The organism is Stenotrophomonas sp. 14P6.2.3 (assembly GCF_057799055.1).
Window position 1 is genome coordinate 312,424 of record NZ_JBYOLA010000002.1, and the last position, 22,890, is coordinate 335,313.

The 22,890-nt window shown below is 66.1% G+C and carries 19 protein-coding genes; 9 read left to right on the top strand and 10 right to left on the bottom strand.

The window, feature by feature from the left end; all coding sequences use genetic code 11:
- The first annotated feature begins 180 nt into the window (after positions 1-180).
- The 3 genes from dnaE (at position 181) to AC27VL_RS03305 (ending at position 5,770) form a co-directional block, all read left to right on the top strand.
- Entirely contained in the window at positions 181-3,759 is a 3,579-nt protein-coding gene (gene dnaE, locus AC27VL_RS03295; RefSeq protein WP_180164154.1) for a DNA polymerase III subunit alpha, read from the top strand.
- A gap of 59 nt (positions 3,760-3,818) precedes the next feature.
- Positions 3,819-4,682: a hypothetical protein gene (locus AC27VL_RS03300; RefSeq protein WP_488765529.1), complete on the top strand. Its 864-nt coding sequence runs from the start codon at positions 3,819-3,821 to the stop codon at positions 4,680-4,682.
- A gap of 128 nt (positions 4,683-4,810) precedes the next feature.
- Complete coding sequence (locus AC27VL_RS03305; RefSeq protein ID WP_049465344.1) at positions 4,811-5,770, top strand: acetyl-CoA carboxylase carboxyltransferase subunit alpha; 960 nt, start codon at positions 4,811-4,813, stop codon at positions 5,768-5,770.
- Between the two features lie 329 nt (positions 5,771-6,099).
- On the opposite strand, the gene AC27VL_RS03310 is transcribed toward AC27VL_RS03305, so the two are convergent.
- Entirely contained in the window at positions 6,100-6,555 is a 456-nt protein-coding gene (locus AC27VL_RS03310; protein WP_025877688.1) for a CopD family protein, read from the bottom strand.
- A gap of 148 nt (positions 6,556-6,703) precedes the next feature.
- Here AC27VL_RS03310 and AC27VL_RS03315 point away from each other — a divergent pair, with 148 nt between their 5' ends.
- A complete protein-coding gene (locus tag AC27VL_RS03315) occupies positions 6,704-7,300 on the top strand; it encodes a class I SAM-dependent DNA methyltransferase (RefSeq protein WP_089239821.1) in 597 nt (198 codons plus the stop codon).
- Between the two features lie 87 nt (positions 7,301-7,387).
- Positions 7,388-8,695: a polyhydroxyalkanoate depolymerase gene (locus tag AC27VL_RS03320; RefSeq protein ID WP_100464249.1), complete on the top strand. Its 1,308-nt coding sequence runs from the start codon at positions 7,388-7,390 to the stop codon at positions 8,693-8,695.
- Between the two features lie 112 nt (positions 8,696-8,807).
- On the opposite strand, the gene AC27VL_RS03325 is transcribed toward AC27VL_RS03320, so the two are convergent.
- The 3 genes from AC27VL_RS03325 to AC27VL_RS03335 all read right to left on the bottom strand — a co-directional run bounded on the left by AC27VL_RS03325 (position 8,808) and on the right by AC27VL_RS03335 (position 11,723).
- Positions 8,808-9,797: a sensor domain-containing protein gene (locus AC27VL_RS03325; RefSeq protein WP_180164148.1), complete on the bottom strand. Its 990-nt coding sequence runs from the start codon at positions 9,795-9,797 to the stop codon at positions 8,808-8,810.
- Positions 9,794-10,159, bottom strand: a complete 366-nt coding sequence (locus AC27VL_RS03330; protein WP_089239815.1) for a PadR family transcriptional regulator — start codon at positions 10,157-10,159, stop codon at positions 9,794-9,796. Before AC27VL_RS03330 ends, AC27VL_RS03325 begins: the two co-directional genes overlap by 4 nt.
- A 94-nt stretch (positions 10,160-10,253) precedes the next feature.
- Entirely contained in the window at positions 10,254-11,723 is a 1,470-nt protein-coding gene (locus tag AC27VL_RS03335) for a hypothetical protein (protein ID WP_488765530.1), read from the bottom strand.
- A 130-nt stretch (positions 11,724-11,853) separates the two neighbouring features.
- Between AC27VL_RS03335 and AC27VL_RS03340 the strand changes: the two genes are divergently transcribed.
- Positions 11,854-12,756, top strand: coding sequence for a peptidylprolyl isomerase (locus AC27VL_RS03340; RefSeq protein ID WP_488765531.1), 903 nt, complete (start codon positions 11,854-11,856; stop codon positions 12,754-12,756).
- Between the two features lie 590 nt (positions 12,757-13,346).
- Here the strand turns inward: AC27VL_RS03340 and AC27VL_RS03345 are convergent.
- Entirely contained in the window at positions 13,347-14,219 is an 873-nt protein-coding gene (locus AC27VL_RS03345) for a DMT family transporter (protein ID WP_089239805.1), read from the bottom strand.
- Between the two features lie 116 nt (positions 14,220-14,335).
- Between AC27VL_RS03345 and AC27VL_RS03350 the strand changes: the two genes are divergently transcribed.
- A complete protein-coding gene (locus tag AC27VL_RS03350) occupies positions 14,336-15,280 on the top strand; it encodes a LysR substrate-binding domain-containing protein (RefSeq protein ID WP_108265809.1) in 945 nt (314 codons plus the stop codon).
- Positions 15,281-15,349: 69 nt separating this feature from the next.
- Positions 15,350-15,643: a hypothetical protein gene (locus AC27VL_RS03355; RefSeq protein ID WP_025877698.1), complete on the top strand. Its 294-nt coding sequence runs from the start codon at positions 15,350-15,352 to the stop codon at positions 15,641-15,643.
- An 86-nt stretch (positions 15,644-15,729) separates the two neighbouring features.
- Here AC27VL_RS03355 and AC27VL_RS03360 read toward each other — a convergent pair whose 3' ends face one another.
- Both AC27VL_RS03360 and AC27VL_RS03365 read right to left on the bottom strand, forming a co-directional pair.
- Positions 15,730-16,533: a DUF4349 domain-containing protein gene (locus AC27VL_RS03360; RefSeq protein WP_488765532.1), complete on the bottom strand. Its 804-nt coding sequence runs from the start codon at positions 16,531-16,533 to the stop codon at positions 15,730-15,732.
- Positions 16,530-16,886, bottom strand: coding sequence for a GFA family protein (locus AC27VL_RS03365; RefSeq protein ID WP_089239800.1), 357 nt, complete (start codon positions 16,884-16,886; stop codon positions 16,530-16,532). Before AC27VL_RS03365 ends, AC27VL_RS03360 begins: the two co-directional genes overlap by 4 nt.
- A gap of 112 nt (positions 16,887-16,998) precedes the next feature.
- On the opposite strand from AC27VL_RS03365, the gene AC27VL_RS03370 reads away from it, so the two are divergent.
- A complete protein-coding gene (locus AC27VL_RS03370; RefSeq protein ID WP_488765534.1) occupies positions 16,999-18,807 on the top strand; it encodes a DUF885 domain-containing protein in 1,809 nt (602 codons plus the stop codon).
- Between the two features lie 129 nt (positions 18,808-18,936).
- Here AC27VL_RS03370 and AC27VL_RS03375 read toward each other — a convergent pair whose 3' ends face one another.
- From AC27VL_RS03375 to AC27VL_RS03385, 3 genes are all read right to left on the bottom strand, one after another.
- Positions 18,937-19,173, bottom strand: coding sequence for a hypothetical protein (locus AC27VL_RS03375; RefSeq protein WP_100552001.1), 237 nt, complete (start codon positions 19,171-19,173; stop codon positions 18,937-18,939).
- A 106-nt stretch (positions 19,174-19,279) separates the two neighbouring features.
- Positions 19,280-21,112, bottom strand: a complete 1,833-nt coding sequence (gene smrA, locus AC27VL_RS03380; protein ID WP_488765535.1) for a multidrug efflux ABC transporter SmrA — start codon at positions 21,110-21,112, stop codon at positions 19,280-19,282.
- A gap of 190 nt (positions 21,113-21,302) precedes the next feature.
- Entirely contained in the window at positions 21,303-22,862 is a 1,560-nt protein-coding gene (locus AC27VL_RS03385) for a serine hydrolase (protein WP_488765536.1), read from the bottom strand.
- Between the last annotated feature and the right edge of the window lie 28 nt (positions 22,863-22,890).

Below are 22,890 nucleotides of genomic sequence, written 5' to 3' on the forward strand. Positions count from 1 at the left end.
GCTCGGCTCTACAGAAGGCGGCCTCCAGCACGCCTGAACCCGGCCGTCTTCCCGGGCATGTCAAGAGCTTGTCGCCACCCCCTGCCCTCGCTACCCTGACCGGGCACTCCAGCGCTTCCCGACCCCGGCGACGATTCCCGCGTCTGCACCCGGGGCCTGCGCGCTCCAACCTGGTCCGGCATGTCCAACTCCCGCTTCGTACATCTCCACGTCCACACCGAGTTCTCGCTGGCGGACTCGACCATCCGCGTGCCGGCCAAGCCGGACCAGGCTGACCCGAAAAAAGCCAAGCAGGCCAACCTGCTGTCGCGCTCGGTCGAACTCGGCCTGCCTGCGCTGGCGGTAACCGACCTCAACAACCTGTTCGCTCTGGTCAAGTTCTACAAGGCTGCCGAAGGCGTGGGCATCAAGCCCATCGCCGGCGCCGACGTGATGATCGCCGAGGAAGGCCAGGACCCGTGGCGGATGACCCTGCTGTGCCGCGACCGCGAGGGCTACCTGAGCCTGTCGCGGCTGCTGACCCGCGCCTGGATGGAAGGCCATCGCCCCGAGGGCGGCGTGGCCGTGCATCCGGACTGGCTGAAGGCCGGCAACGCCAGCCTGTTCGCCCTGGCCGGCCGTGACAGCCTGGCCGGGCGCCTGGCGCTGGATGGCAAGCATGACCTGGCCGAACAGCAGCTGGCCGACTGGCAGCGCGTGTTCGGCGACGGTCTGCACCTGGAGCTGACCCGCACCGGCCGTGATGGCGAAGAAAGCTTCAACCAGTTCGCGTTGATGGCCGCCGGCCAGCGCGGCCTGCCGGTGATCGCCAGCAACGACGTTCGCTTCCTGTCGCCGTCCGATTTCAGCGCGCACGAAGCACGCGTGTGCATCTCCACCGGCCGCGTGCTGGATGACCCCAAGCGCCCACGCGAGTACAGCGACCAGCAGTACCTGAAGTCGGCCGAGGAGATGTGCGCGCTGTTTGCCGACATCCCCGATGCAATCGACAACACGCTGGCGCTGGCCGAGCGCTGCAACATCGAGATGCGCCTGGGCACCTACTTCCTGCCCGACTATCCGGTGCCCGACGAGGAGACGCTGGACAGCTGGATCCGCAGCGAATCGCGCAAGGGCCTGGCCGCGCGCCTGGAAAAGAATCCCATCGCGCCCGGCATGACCGCGCAGGATTACAGCGACCGCCTCGAGTTCGAGCTGGACACCATCATCAAGATGGGCTTCCCGGGCTACTTCCTGATCGTGGCCGACTTCATCCAGTGGGGCAAGGCGCAGGGCATCCCGATCGGCCCGGGCCGTGGTTCCGGTGCCGGCTCGCTGGTGGCGTGGGCGCTGCAGATCACCGATCTGGACCCGCTGCCCTACAACCTGCTGTTCGAGCGCTTCCTCAACCCCGAACGCGTGTCGATGCCCGACTTCGACATCGACTTCTGCATGGACCGCCGCGACGAAGTCATCGACTACGTCGCGCGCAAGTATGGCCGCGAGCGGGTCAGCCAGATCATCACCTACGGCACCATGGCGGCCAAGGCGGTGGTGCGCGACTCCGGCCGCGTGCTCGGCTTCCCCTATGGCCTGGTCGACGGTGTCGCCAAGCTGATCCCGAACATCCTCGGCATCTCGCTGAAAGATGCGATGGGTGAGGGCAAGGACAGCGAGATGGCCTCGCCCGAGCTGATCCAGCGCTACCAGAGCGAGGACGATGTCCGCGACCTGATCGACCTGGCGCGGCAGCTGGAAGACCTCACCCGCAACGCAGGCAAGCACGCCGGCGGCGTGGTGATCGCGCCCGAGCCGCTGAGCGAGTTCTGCCCGCTGTTCGCCGAACACGATGAAGAGGGCCGCGGCAAGAATCCGGTCACCCAGTTCGACAAGAACGACGTTGAAGAAGTCGGCCTGGTGAAGTTCGACTTCCTCGGCCTGCGCACGCTGACGATCATCGACTGGGCGGTGAAGGCGATCAACAAGCGCCACGAGCGCGCCGGCATTCCGCCGGTGGACATCACCCAGCTGCCGCTGGACGATGCGCCCACCTACAAGGACATCTTCGCCTCGGGCAATACCGGTGCGGTGTTCCAGTTCGAATCCTCGGGCATGCGCCGCCTGCTGAAGGACGCCAAGCCCGACCGTTTCGAAGACCTGATCGCGCTGGTGTCGCTGTATCGCCCCGGCCCGATGGACCTGATTCCCTCCTTCGTCGACCGCAAGCACGGGCGCGAAGACGTGGAGTATCCCGATCCGCGCACCGAGCGCATCCTGCGCGACACCTACGGCATCATGGTGTACCAGGAGCAGGTGATGCAGATGGCGCAGATCGTCGGCGGCTACTCGCTGGGCGGCGCCGACCTGCTGCGCCGTGCGATGGGCAAGAAGGTGCCGGCGGAAATGGCCAAGCACCGCGAGATCTTCCGCGAAGGTGCGGCCAAGGACGGCGTCGGCGAAGCCAAGGCCGATGCGATCTTCGACCTGATGGAGAAGTTCGCCGGCTACGGCTTCAACAAGTCGCACGCCGCCGCCTACGCCCTGGTCAGTTACCAGACGGCCTGGCTCAAGCGCCATTACCCGGCCGAGTTCATGGCCGCGACGCTGTCTTCGGACATGGACAACACCGAAAAGGTGGTCGGCTTCCTGGACGAGGTGCGCAACCTCGGCCTGACCGTGCTGCCGCCGAAGGTGAACCAGTCCGCCTTCATGTTTGAAGCGGCCACGCCGGACACGATCCAGTACGGCCTGGGTGCGATCAAGGGCGTCGGCCAGGGGGCCTGCGAAGCGGTGGTGGACGAGCGCCTGCGCGGCGGCGACTACACCGATCTGCTCGACTTCTGCACGCGCATCGGTTCGGCCAAGCTCAACCGGCGCACGCTGGAAGCCATGATCAACTGCGGTGCGCTGGATGAGCTGGGTCACAACCGTGCCTCGCTGATGCTGCAGCTGCCGGAAGTGATCAAGGCCACCGAACAGATGGCGCGCGAGCGCGCGTCCGGCCAGAACTCGCTGTTCGGCGGCCCCGAGCCGGGCGTGCAGGCCATCCACCTGGAGCTGCAGGAAACCGACGAATGGCCGTTGCTGCAGCGCCTAAACGGCGAGCGCGACACGCTGGGCTTCTATCTCAGCGGCCACCCCTTCGATCCCTGGCGCGATGATGTGCGCGACCTGGTCGGTACCGACCTTGGCTCGGTGGAAAAGATCTGGAGTGCCAACAGCAACAGTGGCGGCGGCGAGAAGCGCTGGCGCCCGGAAGTGCAGACCGTGCTTGCCGGCCAGGTGGTCGGCGTGCGCCGCAAGGGCGAGAGCCAGATCTTCATCCAGCTGGAAGATGGTCGGGGCCGCGTCGAATGCAGCGCGTTCTCCGATGCCATGGCCGAGTTCGGCCACCTGATGACCAAGGACCGCATCCTGGTGGTCAAGGGCGGCCTGCGCGAAGACGAATTCAATGGCGGCTTCGCGTTGCGGATCCGCCAGTGCTGGGACTTCGACGAGGTCTGTGCGAACTACGCCACGCGCCTGTCACTGCGGCTGGACCTGCGCCAGCAGCGACCGGTGTGGGAACGCATCGACGCCCTGCTCGACCGCCACCGCCCCGGCCGCACGCCCCTGCGCCTGGACCTGCTGCTGAAGGGCCCCGATGGCGGCATCGCCGGCATGCTCGATGTCTCCGGGCAGAGCGCGGTGCGTGTCGATTCCAAGCTGATGGAGGCGCTGCGCGCCGAACCGGCCGTGCGCACGCTGAAGGTGCGCTACAGCCCGCCCTGGGCCAGCTGAGGCTGGCCCCGGATCCGTTGTTGTTTTCCCGCTGCATACGTCAAGGACGATTGCCCGCAATGAAGAACCTGTTGTTGCCGATGATGGCCGCGCTTGCGCTGGCCGGCTGTTCCTCCAAGGTCGATTTCGAGATCGACAACCCGACCGATGCACCGCTGGCGATCAGCATCGATGGCAAGGAACTGCCGGTGGCCGCGCACGCGTCGCGGCCGATCAGCCTGGCTGCCGGTGAGCATCAGCTGCATACCGACCGCTTGGGCGACGTGCGCTTCATCGTCTACGCCGACGGCCGCGGCGGCCTGATCAACCCCAGCCTCAGCGAATACGTGACCGCGCGCGAGATCTATGTGACCGGCGAGGACAAGCTGAAAAACTTCGGCGTCAGCGGCCTGGGCATCGAGCTGGGTGGGGTCGAGTTCAAGGGACCGTTCGAAAAGCACCACGGCCTGTTCATCGACAAGACCTGGAACTTCGGCGTGCGCGAGCCGTTCCCCGAGGAGCAGGTGGTTGCCCACGTCGATTCGACCGGCGGCAGGATCAGCACCAAGATCTTCACCGCGCCGGACTTCATCGCCTATGTCGAGGACGGCATGGGCGAACCCGGTGCCTACAAGCGCGAGCAGCCCGCCGGCTACGTGGCGCCCGCCTACACGCTGCAACCGGCGCCCGCGCTGCCCGCCCTGGACCCGGCCTTCGAGGCCCATGCCGGTCCCGTGCGCGATATCTATGCGCGCTGGCTGAAGGCCACCACGGCCAGCGAGCAGAAGGCCCTGCGCAAGGAAGACTTCCAGGCGCAGATGGCCTTCACCCGCGCCACCATGACGCTGGGCGCGAAACTGCCGGTGGCGGCCAACCGGGCCTACAACGACTTCGTGACGATCCGCAGCACCGAAATGGCCCGCAGCGCGCTGGTCCTGCCCTGAACCGGCGGCCGGCGGCCGACTGGCGCCGCTGGCCCCCACTGCGCTACCGTCGGTTTCCAGACGAAGGCGTACGGGCCGTTCCTGCGCATTCGGCTAGAATTCCCCTCTTCTTTACACGACGGCTTCCGATGAATCCGAACTACCTCGACTTCGAGCAACCCATCGCCGACCTGGAAGCCAAGATCCAGGAACTGCGCAACGCCAGTGCCGGGCCGGCGGTCAATGTCGAGGCCGAAGTGCATGCGCTGCAGGACAAGCTGCGCGTGCGTACCGCACAGATCTTCCGCAACCTGACCTCGTGGCAGGTGCTGCAGCTGGCACGCCACCCGTCGCGCCCGTACACCGCCGACTACATCCGCATCATCTGCGATGAGTTCCAGGAACTGGCCGGCGACCGGGCCTTTGCTGACGACAAGGCGATCATGGGCGGCCTGGCCCGCATCAATGGTCGCTCGGTGATGGTCATCGGCCACCAGAAGGGCCGCGACACCAAGGAAAAGATCAAGCGCAACTTCGGCATGCCCAAGCCCGAGGGCTACCGCAAGGCGCTGCGCCTGATGAAGATGGCCGAGCGCTTCGGCCTGCCGGTGCTGACCCTGATCGATACCGCCGGCGCCTGGCCGGGCATCGACGCCGAGTCGCGCGGCCAGTCCGAAGCGATCGCGCGCAACCTGATCGAGATGGCCGAGCTGAAGGTACCGATCATCTGCACCGTGATCGGTGAAGGCGGCTCCGGCGGCGCGCTGGCGCTGGGCGTGGGCGACCGCACCGTGATGCTGGAATACGCGGTGTACTCGACCATCACCCCGGAAGGCTGCGCCTCGATCCTGTGGAAGGACGCCGGCAAGGCCAAGGATGCTGCCGAGCAGCTGGGCCTGACCGCGCCGCGCCTGAAGGGCCTGGGCCTGGTCGACAAGGTCGTGCGCGAGCCGACCGGCGGCGCCCACCGCAACCCGACGCAGATGGCCAAGCGCCTGAAGGCCGTGCTGCTGAATGAGCTGGAAGCGCTGGATGCGCTGTCCACCCAGGAACTGCTGGACCAGCGCTACAAGCGCCTGCGCAGCTACGGCACGTACGAAGCGGCGTGATCGTTTCCTGACGTCGGATACGCAAAGAGCCGGGCAGACGCCCGGCTCTTTTGTTTGCGCCCTGGCGGCATCCACGCATGGCGTGGATCTACTGGGTAGCTGCGGCTGTTGACGTTGGGGTCCGCCATGAGCGAGCCGAGCATCGCAGGGGAATCAGGGGCGAAGAGGCGCCGGTGTCTGAGCGCAGCGAGTTCGGCGCCGCCCCCTGATTCACCGAGAAGCGCAGGGAACCGGTGCGCAGCACCGGCTCGCGTTCGGCGGCGTGTTCTTTGGTTACTTTCTTGCACGAGCAAGAAAGTGACATGTTCGAACGCGCGGGATGCGGGATCTCAGAACGGCTTGGCCAGCACCAGCCACACGATCGGAATGAACGCCAGCAACGGAATCTCATTGATCCAGCGCAGCGCGCGCGAGGACGGCAGCGCCCTGCCCTTGGCCACACCCTTGAGCAGGCGCCCGATCCAGATGAAGTACGCCAGCAGCACCACCACCAAGCCCAGCTTGGCATGCAGCCAGCCCGCGCCGCCCGGGGCGACCATGGTCGGGAAATCCGGAATCACCTTGTAGCCCAGCCACAACACCAGGCCGAGCACGAACGCCAGGCCGAACATCGAATGGCCGAAGCGGTACAGGCGCATGCCCATCAGCTGCAGGCGCTCGACCACCGCCGGCTGCCCCGCCGTCTCGGACAGGTTCACCAGGATGCGCGGCAGGTAGAACACCGTGGCCATCCACGCCACCACGAACACGATGTGGAAGGTCTTGACCCAGTAGTAGCTCTGCATGCGCTCGCTCCGGCGGCTGGCGTGGATGTCCGTCATTCTCGCATGTCGTGGCGAGGCCACCCCACGTGCAACCGCCGCGACACATCGACGCATGGTGTGCTGCAACACCGTACGATAGGCGCCGATTTCACGACTGCACCGGACCGCCATGGACAAGACCTACGACGCCGCCTACTTCCAACGCTGGTACCGCCGCGCCGATATCGGTGGCAGTGCACGCCTGGCGCGCAAGGTCGCCCTCGCCGTGGCCACGGCCGAGTACTACCTGGAACGACCGATCCGCAGCGTGCTGGACATCGGCTGCGGCGAAGGCGCCTGGCGCGCGCCGCTGCTGAAACTGCGTCCGAAGGTCGAATACCTCGGTTTCGACAGCAGCGAGTACGCTGTGCGCCGCTACGGCCGGACCCGCAACCTGCACCTCGCCAGCTTTGGCGATTTCGCCTGGCTGCGGCCCTGCGCCCCGGTCGATCTGCTGGTCTGTTCGGACGTGATGCACTACGTGCCCAACCGCGAACTGCGCGCGGGCCTGGCCGGTGTCGCCGAGCTGACCGCAGGCGTGGCGTTCCTGGAGACCTTCGCTGCCGAAGATGAATTCGAGGGCGACCATGACGGCTTCCAGTCGCGTCCGGCCCGCTGGTATCGGCGCGAGCTGACGCGCCAAGGCCTGCAGGCAGTCGGGTCCCATCTCTGGCTGGGTCCAGCACTGGCCGGTGAAGCGGCCGCACTGGAGCAGGCCGCCCGCTGAATACCGCCCATTGAGTGCGCTTAACGTCCGGGACAGTTGGATGCGCTATGCTGCGCGGCAACATAAGACCATACATATTCGGTCGGCATGCTCTATCAACTGCACGAACTGACCCGCAACCTGCTCGCCCCCTGGGTGCACCAGGCCCAGGCCAACGCCAAGTTCTTCGCCAACCAGGGACACTGGTGGTCGCAGATGCCCGGCGCTGATCGCCTGGCGGCGGTCAATGAGCTGTTCCACCGCATCGGCAAGGATTACGAGAAGCCCGAGTGGGGCATCAACGAAATCGAGGTCGAGGGCGAGCGCGTGCCGATCGTGGTGCACGAGGAACTCAGCAAACCGTTCTGCAAGCTGCTGCGCTTCAAGCGCCACAGCAATGAAGCCGACCAGCTGCACACCATGCTCAACCAGCCGTTCGTGCTGGTGGTGGCGCCGTTGTCCGGCCACCATGCCACGCTGCTGCGCGACACCGTGCGCACGCTGCTGCGCGACCACCGTGTGTACGTGACCGACTGGGTTGACGCGCGCATGGTGCCCGGTAGCGAAGGCGAGTTCGGGCTGGACGACTACATCGCCTACATCCAGGAGTTCATCCGCCATCTCGGTGTCGAGCGCCTGCACGTGGTCAGTGTCTGCCAGCCGACCGTACCGGTGCTGGCCGCGGTGTCATTGATGGCCAGCCGCGGTGAACCGACGCCGCGCACGCTGGTGATGATGGGCGGCCCGATCGATGCGCGCTGCAGCCCGACCGCGGTCAACAACCTGGCCACGCAGAACCCGCTGTCGTGGTTCGAGAACAATGTCATCCACACCGTGCCGGCCAGCTATCCCGGTGCCGGTCGCCGCGTGTATCCCGGCTTCCTGCAGCACGCCGGCTTCCTGTCGATGAATCCCAGCCGCCACTTCAGTTCGCACTGGGATTTCTACACCGACCTGGTGAAGGGCGACCTGGAGGATGCCGACGCGCATCGCAATTTCTACGACGAGTACAACGCCGTGCTGGACATGCCGGCCAAGTACTACCTGGACACTATTTCCGTGGTGTTCCAGGACTTCCTGCTGCCGCGTGGCGAGTGGGTGGTCAACGGCGAGAAGGTCGATCCGTCGGCGATCCGCGATACCGCGCTGCTGAGCATCGAAGGCGAACTGGACGATATCGCCGGCCTCGGCCAGACCGAAGCGGCGCAGTCGCTGTGCACCGGCATTGCTGCTGACCGCCGCGAGCATTTCATCGTCGAAGGCGCGGGCCACTACGGCATCTTCAGCGGCCGCCGCTGGCGCGAAGTGGTCTACCCGAAGGTGCGTGACTTCTTCGCCGCGCATGCCGAAGCCCCGGCAGCGAAGGCGACGAAGAAGAAGAGCAACGTCACCCCGCTGCGCCGCAAGGCGGGGTAACCCGCCCTGCTTCCGGTAGATGCCAACCTTGGTTGGCGCTCTGCCGTGAATCCCGATGCCGGCGGCATCGTGCCAACCAAGGTTGGCACCTACCCAAGCGTGGATTCCCGCTTTACAACCGCACCAGCAGGTTCTTGGCCAGCATGCCGTGCAGCTTGCCGATGCCGCGTGCCAGGTGCATCGTCAGCAGCAGCAGCAACACGCCCACCGCTGCAACCACGATGGCCACCAGCGGCGAGGCCGCCATAGGCAGAACGTTCACGTCGTTGATGTAGATGCCGGGGATATCGCCACTGAAGATCGCCGCCACCGGCGCCCAGATCAAACCCAGCGACAGCGACAGCAGGGTCACCGCGATCGTGAAGTAGATGATGCCCAGCGGCAGCATCAGCACGAAGTACAGCAGGGTCAGCCAGGTGCGGCCATCGGTGAACATGTCGCCGATACGCTGCAGCCAGCTGCGGCTGCGGTCGGTGTACTGCGGCCGGCGCGGCATGCGCTCACCCAGCAGCGCTTCCACCAGCCGCCCTTCCAGCAACGCCAGCCCACGCACCGAGCCGAAGAACAGCACGGTCAACGGGACGCCGATGATCAGGATCAGCAGGCCCAGCGACAACGACAGGCCGGTGACCACCCAGGTGAAGAAGAAGATGCCGGTGGCCAGCGACAACAGCATGTAGAACAGCGCGCCGTAGGTGTGCGGGTCGGTCACCACGCCGAAGAAGCGCGCCAGCAGCGAACGCTGCGCGGGGACTGCCGGCTGCGCCGCCGGTGCAGCACCGCTGGCCTCGGCCGCTGCACGCAGCACCGGGCCCGTGTCGGCCCGCGGCGTACGCAGCGCGCGGTTCACCGTGAGCTCGGTTTCGCGATAGATCTCCGCCACCTCGTCCGGTGCACCGTAGCTGCCGGCGACATCGGCGATGACCTCGGCTTCGCTGCGGCCGGGTTGCGCTGCCAGTTCAGAGCGCAGGTATTCCTCGGCGTCGTACAGGGCGTCCTGCACCATCGCCGGATCGGCACCGTCCAGTGCCGCACGCAACTGCGCCAGGTACTGCGGAATGGTGCTGGGCAGACTGTTGCCTGCCAGGTTCAGGTCGTTCATTGCGGTATCCCCTCCAACACGGAATCGACGGAATCACGGGTGTCACGCCAGGCCTGGCGCCATTGCTCCAGCACCTCCCGGCCACGCGCGTTGATGCGGTAGTAGCGGCGCGGCGGCCCGCTGCTGGATGGCTCCACATGACTCTCCAGCAGGCCTGCGCCTTCGAGGTTGCGCAGCACCGGGTACAGCGCGCTCTGCTTGCCGCTGAGCACGCCCTCGCCCACGCGCTCCAGCTCCTTGGCGATCAGGTAGCCGTACAGCGGCTCACCGGCGCGGGCCAGCACCGCCAGCAGGGCCAACGAGACCGTGCCGGCGCTGAGCTCCTTCTGGAACTTCTTCAGGTGGACATCGTCTTCGGACATGACCGGCCCTCCACTACGTTGAAGTCAACAGTAGTGCGAAGTTCGGTATAGCGAATGTGTCGTTAGTCACTCTGCCGGTTGGGCACCGGCCACATCAGGCTTGGCGGACCGCCTCAGCCAACCGCTGTGCCATTGCATTGGAGAGGTCGTGCCCACCGTGTTCAAGGCGGGTCAGCAGGGCCTGTCGGCGCGCTGCCGACAGCGGTGAGTAACCCTCGCTCACGCGAAGCCAGTTCTCCACCAGGCGCAGATGCCATGCACGTTCGTCCTGCCTCTGCGGGACCGCATCCAGCAGAAGTTCCAGATGCTGCCACAACGGCATGTGGGGCAGCAGCCGAAGCAGCCCGGTCTGAGCCACCGGGGAAGGACCGTCATGGCAGAACGCCAGCAGCCGGGGGGCGTCCAGTTCGGCTACCCAGTCCGCCTGCGCGTGGGTCAACAGTTCGTGGATGCTTCGCCCCGGCTCCTCCAGCGCAACGCGCAGCAACGCCAGCCCTGCGCCGCCCTCGGCCCGTATCCAGCCTCGTACGCAATTGCGCCGATGGCGCGCCGTCACCCGTGGATACAGCGACCGCAACAGTGCAACGTCCTCAGCGACGGCATGGTCGGCCAGCGCTTCCAGCGCCACGCGCCAGCGCCCCGCTGTCTGCTGCGCCAATGCGCTGCGCCACAACTCGATGGCCGGCGTTGCGTGGCGCTGCCGCACCAGGAATGCCGCCAGACTGCGGACGGCCCGTGCACGGTCGAACAGTGCATCCTCGACAAACACGTCGATCCCTTCCACCTCATGCGCCACCAACGTACGCAGGGCCGACGCGCGCACTTGGCTGGAGGGAGCCGTCAGCGCGATGCTGCACTGCTCCAGCACCTGCGATGGGTCGCCCTCATCGAGAAGGTCCTGGAAGGCCATGCGTGCAATGCGCGGATCGCTGTCCCGCAGCGCGCGCGCACGGATCGCCACACGCTCTGGGTGGACATCGAAGGCGATCGCATGGGCGCTCAGCCGCGTACGTGAGTCACGATGGACGAGCAGGCCACCCAGCACTGCCCGCTGCGAGGGCGCCGATAGCCAGCCCTCCAGCGTATCCCTGCGCCAATCGGCATCCACCCGCTGCGCATCCTGCAAGCGAACCGCCAGCGGCCACGCTGCCAGCACGTCGTCGATGCTGCAGCGGGACAGCAGAACTTCCACCACCTGCTGGGCTACAACCCGCACCTCAGGGACCCAGTCATTGCAGCGCAGCAACGCACTGGAAAGCGTCAGACGTCCTGCAAGGGCGCCCATCCGCTGCAGCGCCGCCTGACGCGTGTGACCATTGCCGTCCGCGCCGGCGAGAAACAACGCAGCCGCCTGCACTGCGACGGGTGCCTGCGGACTGACCTGAAGGCAGTCGAGCAGCTCACTGTTCCGCGGCGCCCACCAACTGCGCCGGCGGCCATCGATATCGACCAGCATCCGTGGCGACTGTGCATGCAGCCAGCCGACACCGTCTTCGCCGTCATCGATATTGCCTTTCAGATAGCCATCGACCATCGCCTGCAGTTTGGCCCCTGGATCCAGCATTGGCATTTCGTGCGTCCATGCAAAGGAAGCACATCGTGCCGCAGGGGCGGCGCGACAGCCAGTCTGCAGGATTGGCGCAACAGCAGCGACTCGCGCAGAATCGAAGCCTCGTTCATGTTCCGGGGATCCCATGCCGCACCGTCGCCGTCCTGCCCTGACCACCCTCGCCCTGGCCTGCCTGCTGCCCGCACTCGCCAGCGCGGCCACGCCCTACCGCAGCCCCCAACAGATCCTGGAGGCCTCGGCCGCCAGCGACTGGCGCACGCCGGACCCGGCCAACCTGCTGTACATGGACCTGCCGGCCGGGCGGGTGATCATCGAGCTGGCGCCGCAGTTCGCCCCGCGCCATGTCGGCAACATCCAGACCTTCGCCCACGAGCACTTCTGGGACGGCACCAGCATCTACCGCTCGCAGGACAACTTCGTGGTGCAGTTCGGCGATGCCGACGCCGACGATGCCGCCAGGGCCAAGCCGTTCGGCAGCGCGCAGCGCAAGCTGCCGGCCGAATTCGAGCGTGCCAACAGCGGTTTGAAAGTGAGCGTGCTGCCGGATCGCGATGGCTGGGCAGCGCAGACCGGCTTCGTCGACGGCTTCCCGGTCGGTCAGGACCCGCAGGCCGGCAAGGCCTGGCTGGCGCACTGCTACGGCATGCTGGGTGCGGGCCGCAGCAACGAGGAAGACAGCAGCATCGGTGCAGAACTCTACGTGGTGACCGGCCAATCGCCGCGCCAGCTGGACCGCAACATCACCCTGGTCGGCCGCGTGCTGAAGGGCATGGAACTGCTCAGCGCGATCCCGCGCGGACCGGCACCGATGGGCTTCTACGCCGACCCGAAGCTGCGCACACCGATCGTGTCGATCCGTCGCGTCAGCGACGTACCCGCGGCCGAGCGCACGCCGATCCAGGTGCTGCGCACCGACTCGAAGACCTTCGCCGACACGGTCGAAGCGCGGCGCAACCGCGTGGATGATTTCTACAAGCGCCCGGCCGGGCATATCGACCTGTGCAATATTCCGGTGCCGGTGCGGTAGTGGCTTGGCTTCCTGCACATGACGCGTGCTGAAGATGCTTCATTGTTCATGGGCGTTACTTTTCTTTTCGCGCGAAAAGAAAAGTAACCAAAAGAAACGCGCCGCCAAACCGCGAGCCGCCGTGCTTCGCACGTCGGTCCCCTGCGCTTCTCGGCGAATCAGGGGACGATGCCGAACTCGCTGCGCTCAGACATCGGCACCTCTTCGCCCCTGATTCCCCTGCGATGCTCGGCTCGCTCAAGGCGGACTGAAAGGGCAAGGTCAACAGCAAATGCATCCACGCATGGCGTGGATCTACTGGGTGCAGCTGTAGCCTTTGGTCTGGGTCCGCCTTGAGCGAGCCGAGCACCGCAGGTCCGGCGAGGGCAAAGAGGCGCGGGTGTCTGAGCGCAGCGAGTTCCCGCGCCGTCCCTCGGCGGACCGAGGAGCGCAGGGTACCGACGTGCGAAGCACGGCGGCTCGCGGTTTGGCGGCGTGTTTCTTTGGTTACTTTCTTTGCACGAGCAAAGAAAGTGACACCTCCCCGCAGCCGCGGAAAAGGGCTCGCCGGGCATGGCCCGGCGCTACCGATGCGTGGGCGCCAATGAGCCTCAGCCCTTCTGGCTGACCGCCACGCTGCCCAGAATCAACGCACCGGCAATCAACATCTGCACCGTCACCGCTTCGCCCAGGAACAACCAGGCGAACGCAGCACCGAACAACGGAACCAGGTAGGTCACCGTTGACGCACGCGACGGGCCGATGCGGCCGATCAGGCGATAGAACATCAGGAAGGCGAATCCGGTGCAGACCACGCCCAGCGCGATCGCCGCGCCCCAGGCCTTGCCCGGAATCGGGCCCTGCGGCAGATGCGTGAGCGCCATCGGCAACAACCACAATGAGGCGCACGACAACGTGGCAGCGGCAGCTGCAGCCGAGGGCAGACCGGTCATGTGCCGCTTCACCAGGTTCACGCCCAGTCCGTACAGCAGCGAGGCTGCCGCACCGGCCAGCACTGCCGTGCCGATGCTCAACCCCGAGATCTTGGCCGTGGCCAGCACCACCACGCCGGCAAAACCGACCAGCAGCGCGCCCGCGCGGCGCACACCGATCTTCTCGCCGAAGAACAGGAACGCAATCAACGCGGCGAACAGCACGGTCATCGCATTGCAGATCGCACCGATGGCGGCCGGCGCACGCTCTGCGGCGTACGCGAACAGCACGAACGGCAACGCCGAATTGACCAGACCGATCGGTGCCAGCCACAGCCAGCGGCGCGGTGGGAACTGCGCGCGGGCGCGCCACAGGAACGGCAGCAGCACCAGCGCGCCCAGCACCAGCCGCACCTCGACCAGGGCGAACGGACCGAACGAGGGCACCGCCACCCGCATGAACAGGAACGAGCAGCCCCAGATCGCGCCGAGCAGGGTCAGTTCCAGCGGTGTGCGCCAATCACGCTCGGTCGCCTGGGGTATCGCATTCATCTTCTGTGTCCGTCCGTCAACGTGGCGCTGGTCTGGCCACACAGGATCGGCCGCAGACGCCCGCTGCACAAGCGCGTAGTATCGCTGCCAGCCACAAATATGGCTTGAGGCTGGACATGCTGCTGCGCCCTTCCCTGCTCCCTGCGCTGGCCGTTTTCGCGGTCGCCGCGCGCCATCAGAACTTCGCCCAGGCGGCGCAGGAACTGCATCTGACCGCCAGCGCGGTCAGTCACCATGTGCGTCGCCTGGAAGAGGTGCTGGCCACGCGCTTGTTCCTGCGCCATGCGCGCGGGGTACGACTGACGGCCGAAGGCCGGCAGCTGGCCGACGCCGCCAGCGCCGCGTTCACCGATGTGGCCGCCGTCGCCCACCATCTGCAGCCGGACGCGGACAGCGTGCCGCTGCGGATCGCTACGCTGCGCTCATTGTCGTATTGCTGGCTGTTGCCACGTCTACCGCGTTTCACCCAGGCCCATCCACACATCCGCATCGAGCTGCACACGGGTAGTGGCCTGGACCGCTACGACGAAAACGGCCCGGAGGTGGGCATCCGTTATGGACTGGGCCAGTGGCCCGGACTGCACGCGCAGCACCTGATGGACGACAACCTCTTTCCCGTCGCGTCCCCGGCATTGCCCGGTGTCGAAGCACTGGAAGACCCGGCACGCATCGCCGGATTGCCGCTGCTCAGTGATCTGTCACCACAGGGCTGGCGCGACTGGTTCCGCCACGCCGGCGTGCGCCCGCCGTCGCCGTTGCCGGCGATGCACACCTTCGCCGACAGTACCGACGCGATGCGCGCGGCGGTGTATGGCATGGGCGCGGTGCTGGCGCGCACCCACGTCGCCCAGCCCTATCTGCAGCGCTATGAGCTGGTGCGCCTGCCAGGCCCTGCACTGAAGGCACGCTACGCGTACTACGTGGTGCATGCCGAAGGGCGGCCGCCCAGCCCTGCCGCGCGGCTGTTCATCGACTGGTTGCTGGGTCAGGCGCAGGACGAACGCACGCCGGTTCCCGCGTTGCCCGACAGCCTGCTGGGGCGCCCGAGCACACCCGGCTGACTGCGCCCTCACCCGATCTTTGCCCGGCGCTGGCTAGGCTGCAGGCGAACCCCACAACGTGCTTCTGCCATGGCCCTGCTGCGACTGCGAATTACCGGAACCGAAGACGATGCCCGCGCGATCAGCGACCTGCTGCTCGGCCTGGAAGGCATCGAACACGTCGAAGAGACCGACGACCTGATGCCGCACATGGACGACGATGATTCCAGCTCGGCCGGGCTGTCCGACGACATCGGCCCGGGTACCCACGAACTGGAAGTGGAAGTGGGCAACGAAAGCACCGCGCAGAAGGTGCGCGATGCGGTGCAGGAACTGGCGCTGGAACTGGATGTGTTCGTCGAGTACGAGACCGACGAAGGGTGAACAGCCGCCGGGCATGGCCCGGCGCTACCTTCTGCACATTCCGGTAGCGCCGGGCCATGCCCGGCGAGCGCATCGCGCGGTGTCGATCAGGCTTTGCGGCGGCGACGACGGATCAGCGCACGGACGATCCAGGCCATCACCAGCGCCACCACGCCCACCGGCAGCAAAGCGGCCGCAGCACGGATCAGGAATGCCACGCTGGTGCTGAGAATGCTGCCCGACTCGCTCAGTGCTTCGCCGATCTCGCTGCGGCTGCGCTGGCCGGAGGTGGTGTCGAAATGCATCGTCACCAGCTGGGTATCGATGCGCCTGCGCTGCTGGGCGGCGTCCTTGGTGGCCTGCTCCACACCCGCTTCGATCTCTGACAGGCGGGTGGTAATCGCCATCAGATCCTCGATCTTCAGATCGCCGCGGTCCTGGTAGGACAGCAGCCGCGCGTGCTCCTTCTCCAGCCGAGCCTTGGTCAGCGCGGTGTCGGCCACCTGCTGGGCCAGGTCCTCGGCACGCGTGTTGCGCGCATGCAGCTTGCCGCCTTCGCCGGCCAGGCCGATCAGCGATTCCACGCCCTTCGGCGCGATGCGAACCTTGACTTCGCCACTGGGCTGTTCGCCACTGCGCTGATCCACCTGCAGCACCGCGCACTCACCGAACTTCGCGTTCTGGCAGGCCTGCGCGACCTGCTGGATGCGCGGCGCGATCTGCGCCGCTTCCAGCTGCACCTGCACATCGTGCTCGTAGGCCAGGAAAGCGCCTTCCGGCGAAGCGACAGCGGCATCGGCAGCGACTGCGCCGGACTCCTGCGCTCGCTCACCGTTCTTGGCACAGGCCGCCAGCGCCAGCAGCAATGCCGGCACGATAACCACACGCGTCCACACGCGAGGCGCCGTCATCGCGAGGCTCCATCGAACGAGGTGATCGACAATCCACCCAACTCTACCTGTGGCAGGCAGCGCACGTTGATCGCCACCATCGGCAGGCCACTGCGCGGGTCCACCGCCTCGCTGTACGGCGCGGTGCCGCACGCGCGGCAGTGATGGTGATCGATGTTGTGGGTGTTGAACTGGTAGGTCGCCACGTCGGCGATGTCGGTGCCCAGCTGGAACGCCTCGCGCGGGGCGAACCAGAGCAGGCTGCCGCGGCGGCGGCACATCGAGCAGTTGCAGTCGATGACGTCCTTGATGGGTGCATCAGCCTGCACGGTGAATGCGATCCTGCCGCAATGGCAGCTTCCCTGGTATTCCATGTCCTGCGCTCCGCTGGAGGGTCCTTGTGTGCGCCCATGGTAATCCTATGGCACGGGGACAAAGCAGCCCCGGGGGCCTATGCTCGGGGATTGACCCCGTACAGGAATGCCGATGCGCCCGCATCTTCTTGCCCTCGCCCTCGTCGCCGCCCTTGCCGGTTGCCAGCCGGCCGATGCCCCGACCAACGGTTCCACCCCGGCCGCCAGCCAGCAGGCCGGTGATGCGGCGGTCGATGCCGCCTTCGCCGACCTGTCCAAGCGTGCCCTGGACACCTGGATGCAGCTGTCCCCGGTCAGCGCCACCCAGATCGGCGACCACCGCTATGACAGCGAGATCGACGACCTGAGCGCGGCCGGCCAGCAGAAGACCGTGGACGCCTACAAGGGCCTGCTGGGCGAACTGGACAAGATCGAGGTGGCCAAGCTCGGCCGCGAGAACCAGGTGGATGCCGCGATCCTGCGCAACCAGCTGCAGTCGGAGATCTGGAATGCCGAGGTGATGCAGTCCGGCAAGTGGGACCCGCAGTTGTACAACGGCATTGCCGGCAGCGCGATCTACGGCCTGATGGCGCGCGAGTTCGCGCCGCTGCCGGAGCGCCTGAAGTCGGCCACCGCGCGCATGGAAAAGCTGCCGGCGATCTTCGCCCAGGCCCGCGACAACCTGGATCCGGCACGCGTGCCGAAGATCCATGCCGAGACCGTGGCCAAGCAGAACAAGGGCATCCTCAGCATCGTCGATACCTTCATCACCCCGCACATCGGCGAGCTGCCGCAGGCCGACCAGCAGCGCCTGCAGGCCGCCATCGATGGCCTGAAGAAGGCGGTGGACGAGCAGCAGACCTGGCTGGACAAGACCCTGGTGCCGAACGCCAAGGGTGACTTCCGCATCGGCGCGGAAAAGTACGACCAGAAGCTGAAGTTCGCGCTGAATTCCTCGCTGTCGCGGCAGGAGATCGGTGAGCGTGCGCGCGCCGAACTGAAGCGCGTGCGCGAGGACATGTACGGCATCGCGCAGACCGTGCTGAAGGACAAGCCGGGCGCACCGGAAATGCCGGCGCAGCCGAGCGACGAACAGCAGCAGAAGGCGATCGAGGCCGCGCTGGAGCTGGCCTACGCTGACAAGCCGGCGCGCGACAAGGTTGTCGACGATGCCAAGGCCGCACTGGAGCAGTCCACCGCGTTCGTCCGCGAGCACGACCTGATGACCCTGCCCGACGCGCCGGTGGACATCATCCTGATGCCGGAATTCCAGCGTGGCGTGGCCGTGGCGTACTGCGATTCGCCGGGCCCGCTGGACAAGAACCTGAAGACGTTCTACGCCGTTTCGCCGATTCCGGACGACTGGAACGACAAGCAGGTTGACTCGTTCCTGCGTGAGTACAACTCGCGCATGATCCACCTGCTGAGCATCCACGAAGGCACCCCGGGCCACTACCTGGAAGGCTGGCACTCGGCCAAGTTCCCCTCCACCCTGCGCGCCGTGCTGCGCTCGGGCCTGTTCGCCGAAGGCTGGGCGGTCTACACCGAGCGCATGATGCAGGAGCAGGGTTACCTCAACAACGACCCGCTGTTCCACCTGGTGCAGTTGAAGTTCTACCTGCGCACCATCTCCAACGCGATCCTCGACCAGGGCGTGCACGTGGACAACTGGGATCGCGAGAAGGCGATGCACCTGATGACCCACGACGCCTTCCAGCAGGAAAGCGAAGCCTCGGGCAAGTGGGTGCGTGCGCAGCTGACCTCGGCACAGCTGCCGACCTACTTCGTCGGTGCACAGGAACACTTCGACACCCGCAAGGCGATGCAGGACAAGCTGGGTGACAAGTTCAACCTGAAGGCCTACCACGACCAGATGCTGTCCTACGGCGCCCCGCCGGTGCGCTTCGCGCGCCAGCTGATGCTGGACCAGCCGATCGAGTGATCGATCGGCTGTGAGTTGAACGCAAACGGCCCGGGGAGACCCGGGCCGTTTTCATTTCCATGTGTGCAGGCGCATCCCATCCACCCGGATCCTGCAGTAGATCCACGCCATGCGTGGATGCTCGTCGGTTCAGAGCATGTGGATGTAGAGTTTTTCCGCGTGTGGCCGGACATCGAGAAAATACTCTGCACCGCAGCCACGGCATTTGGACGGATGCTCCTCGTCGCTGCCCCGCTGCTCATCCAACGCGCTGGCCAGGACTGGATGCCCGCAGTCGAAGCAGAGGAATGCGATGTTGCTGCCATGCGCATCCGCTTCGATTTCATCACCCTCATAGTCCATCAGCAGAAAGTCGGTAATGTTCAAGGCGCACCTTTTCCTGGTCTTGGCAGCAAGAAATCAGCCCAGTTTCCTTTCAACCAACCCTGTGGAGCATTGCCTTCCGAGCGGTGCATCCACGCATGGCGTGGATCTACTCCTCGGCAGCAACAAACCCACCGGTCTGCCGCGCCCACAAGCGCGCATACAGGCCACCGGCCTCGATCAGCTCGGCATGGGTACCGGTCTCGACGATGCGGCCCTGGTCCATCACCACCAGCCGGTCCATGCGGGCGATGGTCGACAGTCGATGGGCGATCGCGATCACCGTCTTGCCACCCATCAGCTCGTCCAGGTTGTCCTGGATCGCCGCTTCCACTTCCGAGTCCAGCGCCGAGGTGGCCTCGTCCAGCACCAGGATCGGCGCATCCTTCAGCAGCACGCGGGCAATGGCGATGCGCTGGCGCTGGCCACCGGACAGCTTCACGCCGCGCTCGCCGACGTGCGCGTCGTAGCCACGACGCCCTTCGCCGTCGACCAGCGTATCGATGAAGGCTTCCGCGCGCGCCTTGGCCACGGCCGCGCGCAGCTGCTCGTCGCTGGCATCCGGGCGCCCGTACAGCAGGTTGTCGCGGATCGAACGGTGCAGCAGCGAGGTGTCCTGGGTAACCACACCGATCTGCTGGCGCAGGCTTTCCTGGGTGACGTAGGCAATGTCCTGGTCGTCGATCAGGATGCGACCGCTTTCCAGGTCGTACAGCCGCAGCAGCACGTTCACCAGCGTCGACTTGCCGGCACCGGATGGGCCGACCAGACCGATCTTCTCACCCGGCTTCACCACCAGCTCAAGGCCAGCGATCACGCCACCCTTCTTGCCGTAATGGAAATGGACATCCTGGAAATGCACACCGCCACGTGTCACCTGCAGCGGCACCGCATCCTCGCGGTCCTGCACCGTCAGCGGCTGGGCGATGGTGGTGATGCCATCCTGCACGGTGCCGATGTCTTCGAAGATGCCGTTGATGGTCCACATGATCCAACCGGACATGTTGTGGATGCGGATCACCAGACCGGTCGCCAGAGTGATCGCGCCGACGGTGATGTGTCCGCCGTTCCACAGCCACAACGCCAGGCCGCAGGTACCGGCGATGAGGAAACCGTTGACGATGGCGATGGTCAGGTCCATGCCGGTGGTGATCCGGGTCTGCGCGCGGTGCTTGACCGCCAGTTCCTGGATCGAATCGGCGACATAGGCCTGCTCGCGGCCGCCATGGGCGAACAGCTTCAGCGTGGGAATGTTGGTGTAGCCGTCGACGATGCGCCCCATCGCCTTGGAGCGCGCCTCTGACGCGATCCAGGCGCGTTCCTTCGCGCGCGGCACGAAGTAGATCATGATCACCACGTAGGCCAGCAGCCACAGGATCAGCGGCACCATCAACCGCCAGTCGGCCTGCGCGAACAGGTACAGCGCGGTGCCGGTGTAGACCACGATGTACCACAGCGAATCGACCATCTGCACCGCCGACTCGCGCAGCGAGGTACCGGTCTGCATCACCCGGTTGGCCATGCTGCCGGCGAAGTCGTTCTGGAAGAAGCTCAGGCTCTGCCGCACCACGTAGTTGTGCATCAACCAGCGCGAGCGATTGCTCAGGCCCGGCACGATGGCCTGGTTGACCAGCAGGTTGTGCAGGCCGACCAGGATCGGGCGCGCGATGACCGTGATGAACAGCATCCAGCCCAGGGTATCGGCATGGCGCCGGAAGAAGTCCGCGCCCGGCTGCTCGGCAACCATGTCGACGATGCGGCCGAGGAAATCGAACATCGCCACTTCCACCAGCGCCAGCAGCAGGCCGGCGATCAGGGTGGCCAGCAGCACCGGCCACACCGGTCGCAGGTAGTGCAGGTAGAACGGCACCACGGTGCGCGGCGGCATGCGCCCGTCAATGGGCGGAAACACCGGAATCAGGGATTCAAACCAACGGAACATCGCATTCCCTCGCCATCGATAGCCGACGGAGTATCCCACGCCGCGTGTGTACGCCGGCCGACGACCGCCCCCGGTTCCGGGTAGCGCCGGGCCATGCCCGGCGGCCCCTGCAACCGCGCTACGCGCTCGCCGGACGTGGTCCGGCGCTACCAATCCGCTCCGCCAAACAGTAGCGCCACGCCCGGCGGCGTTATTTCACCGGGGTGAACAGCAGATCCTGGAAATCGAAGCTGAAATCGGTCAGGTCGGAGATCGGCTGCATGCGCACCTCGCGCACTTTTCCATCCGGGTCCAGGCTGAAATTCACGAACGCATCGGCATTGAGCGAGCGATCATCCCAGCGCACGATGAAGGTGTCGTGCTGCCAGTGTTCCAGGCGGCCGCTCAACTGTGCCGTCTTTGCGAAGCGCAGCCGAAGGTCCTTGCCTTCCGCGCGGATGACCATGTCGCCATACCAGCGGTCGCGGTAGGTGGCCGCATACCCGGCCAGCGGCAATGACGGCCTGCTGCCCTTGTCACGCTCCGCCTGGTGCTTGGCCCACGCTTCGTCGGCCTTGTCCTGGCCCTTGGCCACGCCCTTCGCATAGGCATCCACCCAGTCGTGCTTTTCACCGCCCAGGTAGGCATCAAGCACGCTCAGCGTGATCGCATTGAATGCCGCACCCACTTCCTGGTTGGTCAGCACCACCACGCCCAGCTTCTCGCCCGGCACCAGCGTCAGCCGCGAAACCATGCCCGGCCAGCCACCGGTGTGCCAGACCAGCTTCTGGCCGCGATAGTCGCTCAGGCTCCAGCCCTCGCCATAGCCGGCGAAGTTGGCCCGCGCCGGCGCCAGCTCCGGCACGCTCGGCGCCGGAATCGTCTGCGGCGTGATCATCTGCCACATCTGCTGCTGGCTCTTGGCAGTGAACAGCGGCGTGCCATCGGCCAGCTTGCCTTCGGCCAGCTGCACCTGCATCCAGCGTGCCATGTCGTGGGCACTGGAATAGATGCCACCGGCCCCGGCGTTGTTCGACCAGGTCAACGGCGCAACGGTACGCAGATCCTTGAAATCGTACTTGGCGTGACCGACCGCAGCGTTGTCGCCAGCCCTGAGGTGATCGGCGTTGTAACGCGTGCCGGCCATGCCGACCTTGTCGAAGATGCGCGTCTGCAGGAACTGCTGGTAGCTCATGCCCGAGACGTGCTCGACCACCTGCTGGGCGACCGCATACAGGATGTTGTCGTAGGCATAGCGCTCGCGGAAACCACCTTTCAGCGGCACCTGGCCAAGGCGCTGCACGACTTCGGCATTGCTGTAGGACGTGGTCGGCCAGAACAGCAGGTCGCCCGCGCCCAGGCTCAGGCCACTGCGGTGCGAAAGCAGGTCGCGGATCGTCATCTGCCCGGTCACGAACGGATCGGACATGCGGAACGATGGCAGGTGGTCGATCACCTTGTCGTCCATCTTCAGCTTGCCGTCCTCGGCCAGCAGATTCAGCGAGGTGGCAGTGAAGGCCTTGGTGTTGGAGGCGATGGCGAACAGGGTGTCGGCCTCGACCGGCGCCGGCTTGCCCAGTTCACGCACGCCCCAGCCGCGCTCCAGCACCACCTGCCCGTCCTTGACCACGGCCACGGCGATACCGGGTACGTCGAACTGCGCGCGCACGCGCTCGACGGTCGCATCCAGGTCCTGCAGCTGCTGCGGCGTCGCCGCATTGGCCATGGTCGTGCACGCAAGCAGCACGGCTCCTCCGATCCAGGTATTCATCCAGCACCATCTCCGAACAGGGGTAGCG

Coding starts and splice junctions, on each gene's coding strand:
- dnaE (WP_180164154.1), top strand. CDS start 181: ATGTCCAACTCCCGCTTCGTACATCTCCACGTCCACACCGAGTTCTCG.
- AC27VL_RS03300 (WP_488765529.1), top strand. CDS start 3,819: ATGAAGAACCTGTTGTTGCCGATGATGGCCGCGCTTGCGCTGGCCGGC.
- AC27VL_RS03305 (WP_049465344.1), top strand. CDS start 4,811: ATGAATCCGAACTACCTCGACTTCGAGCAACCCATCGCCGACCTGGAA.
- AC27VL_RS03310 (WP_025877688.1), bottom strand. CDS start 6,555: ATGCAGAGCTACTACTGGGTCAAGACCTTCCACATCGTGTTCGTGGTG.
- AC27VL_RS03315 (WP_089239821.1), top strand. CDS start 6,704: ATGGACAAGACCTACGACGCCGCCTACTTCCAACGCTGGTACCGCCGC.
- AC27VL_RS03320 (WP_100464249.1), top strand. CDS start 7,388: ATGCTCTATCAACTGCACGAACTGACCCGCAACCTGCTCGCCCCCTGG.
- AC27VL_RS03325 (WP_180164148.1), bottom strand. CDS start 9,797: ATGAACGACCTGAACCTGGCAGGCAACAGTCTGCCCAGCACCATTCCG.
- AC27VL_RS03330 (WP_089239815.1), bottom strand. CDS start 10,159: ATGTCCGAAGACGATGTCCACCTGAAGAAGTTCCAGAAGGAGCTCAGC.
- AC27VL_RS03335 (WP_488765530.1), bottom strand. CDS start 11,723: ATGCTGGATCCAGGGGCCAAACTGCAGGCGATGGTCGATGGCTATCTG.
- AC27VL_RS03340 (WP_488765531.1), top strand. CDS start 11,854: ATGCCGCACCGTCGCCGTCCTGCCCTGACCACCCTCGCCCTGGCCTGC.
- AC27VL_RS03345 (WP_089239805.1), bottom strand. CDS start 14,219: ATGAATGCGATACCCCAGGCGACCGAGCGTGATTGGCGCACACCGCTG.
- AC27VL_RS03350 (WP_108265809.1), top strand. CDS start 14,336: ATGCTGCTGCGCCCTTCCCTGCTCCCTGCGCTGGCCGTTTTCGCGGTC.
- AC27VL_RS03355 (WP_025877698.1), top strand. CDS start 15,350: ATGGCCCTGCTGCGACTGCGAATTACCGGAACCGAAGACGATGCCCGC.
- AC27VL_RS03360 (WP_488765532.1), bottom strand. CDS start 16,533: ATGACGGCGCCTCGCGTGTGGACGCGTGTGGTTATCGTGCCGGCATTG.
- AC27VL_RS03365 (WP_089239800.1), bottom strand. CDS start 16,886: ATGGAATACCAGGGAAGCTGCCATTGCGGCAGGATCGCATTCACCGTG.
- AC27VL_RS03370 (WP_488765534.1), top strand. CDS start 16,999: ATGCGCCCGCATCTTCTTGCCCTCGCCCTCGTCGCCGCCCTTGCCGGT.
- smrA (WP_488765535.1), bottom strand. CDS start 21,112: ATGTTCCGTTGGTTTGAATCCCTGATTCCGGTGTTTCCGCCCATTGAC.
- AC27VL_RS03385 (WP_488765536.1), bottom strand. CDS start 22,862: ATGAATACCTGGATCGGAGGAGCCGTGCTGCTTGCGTGCACGACCATG.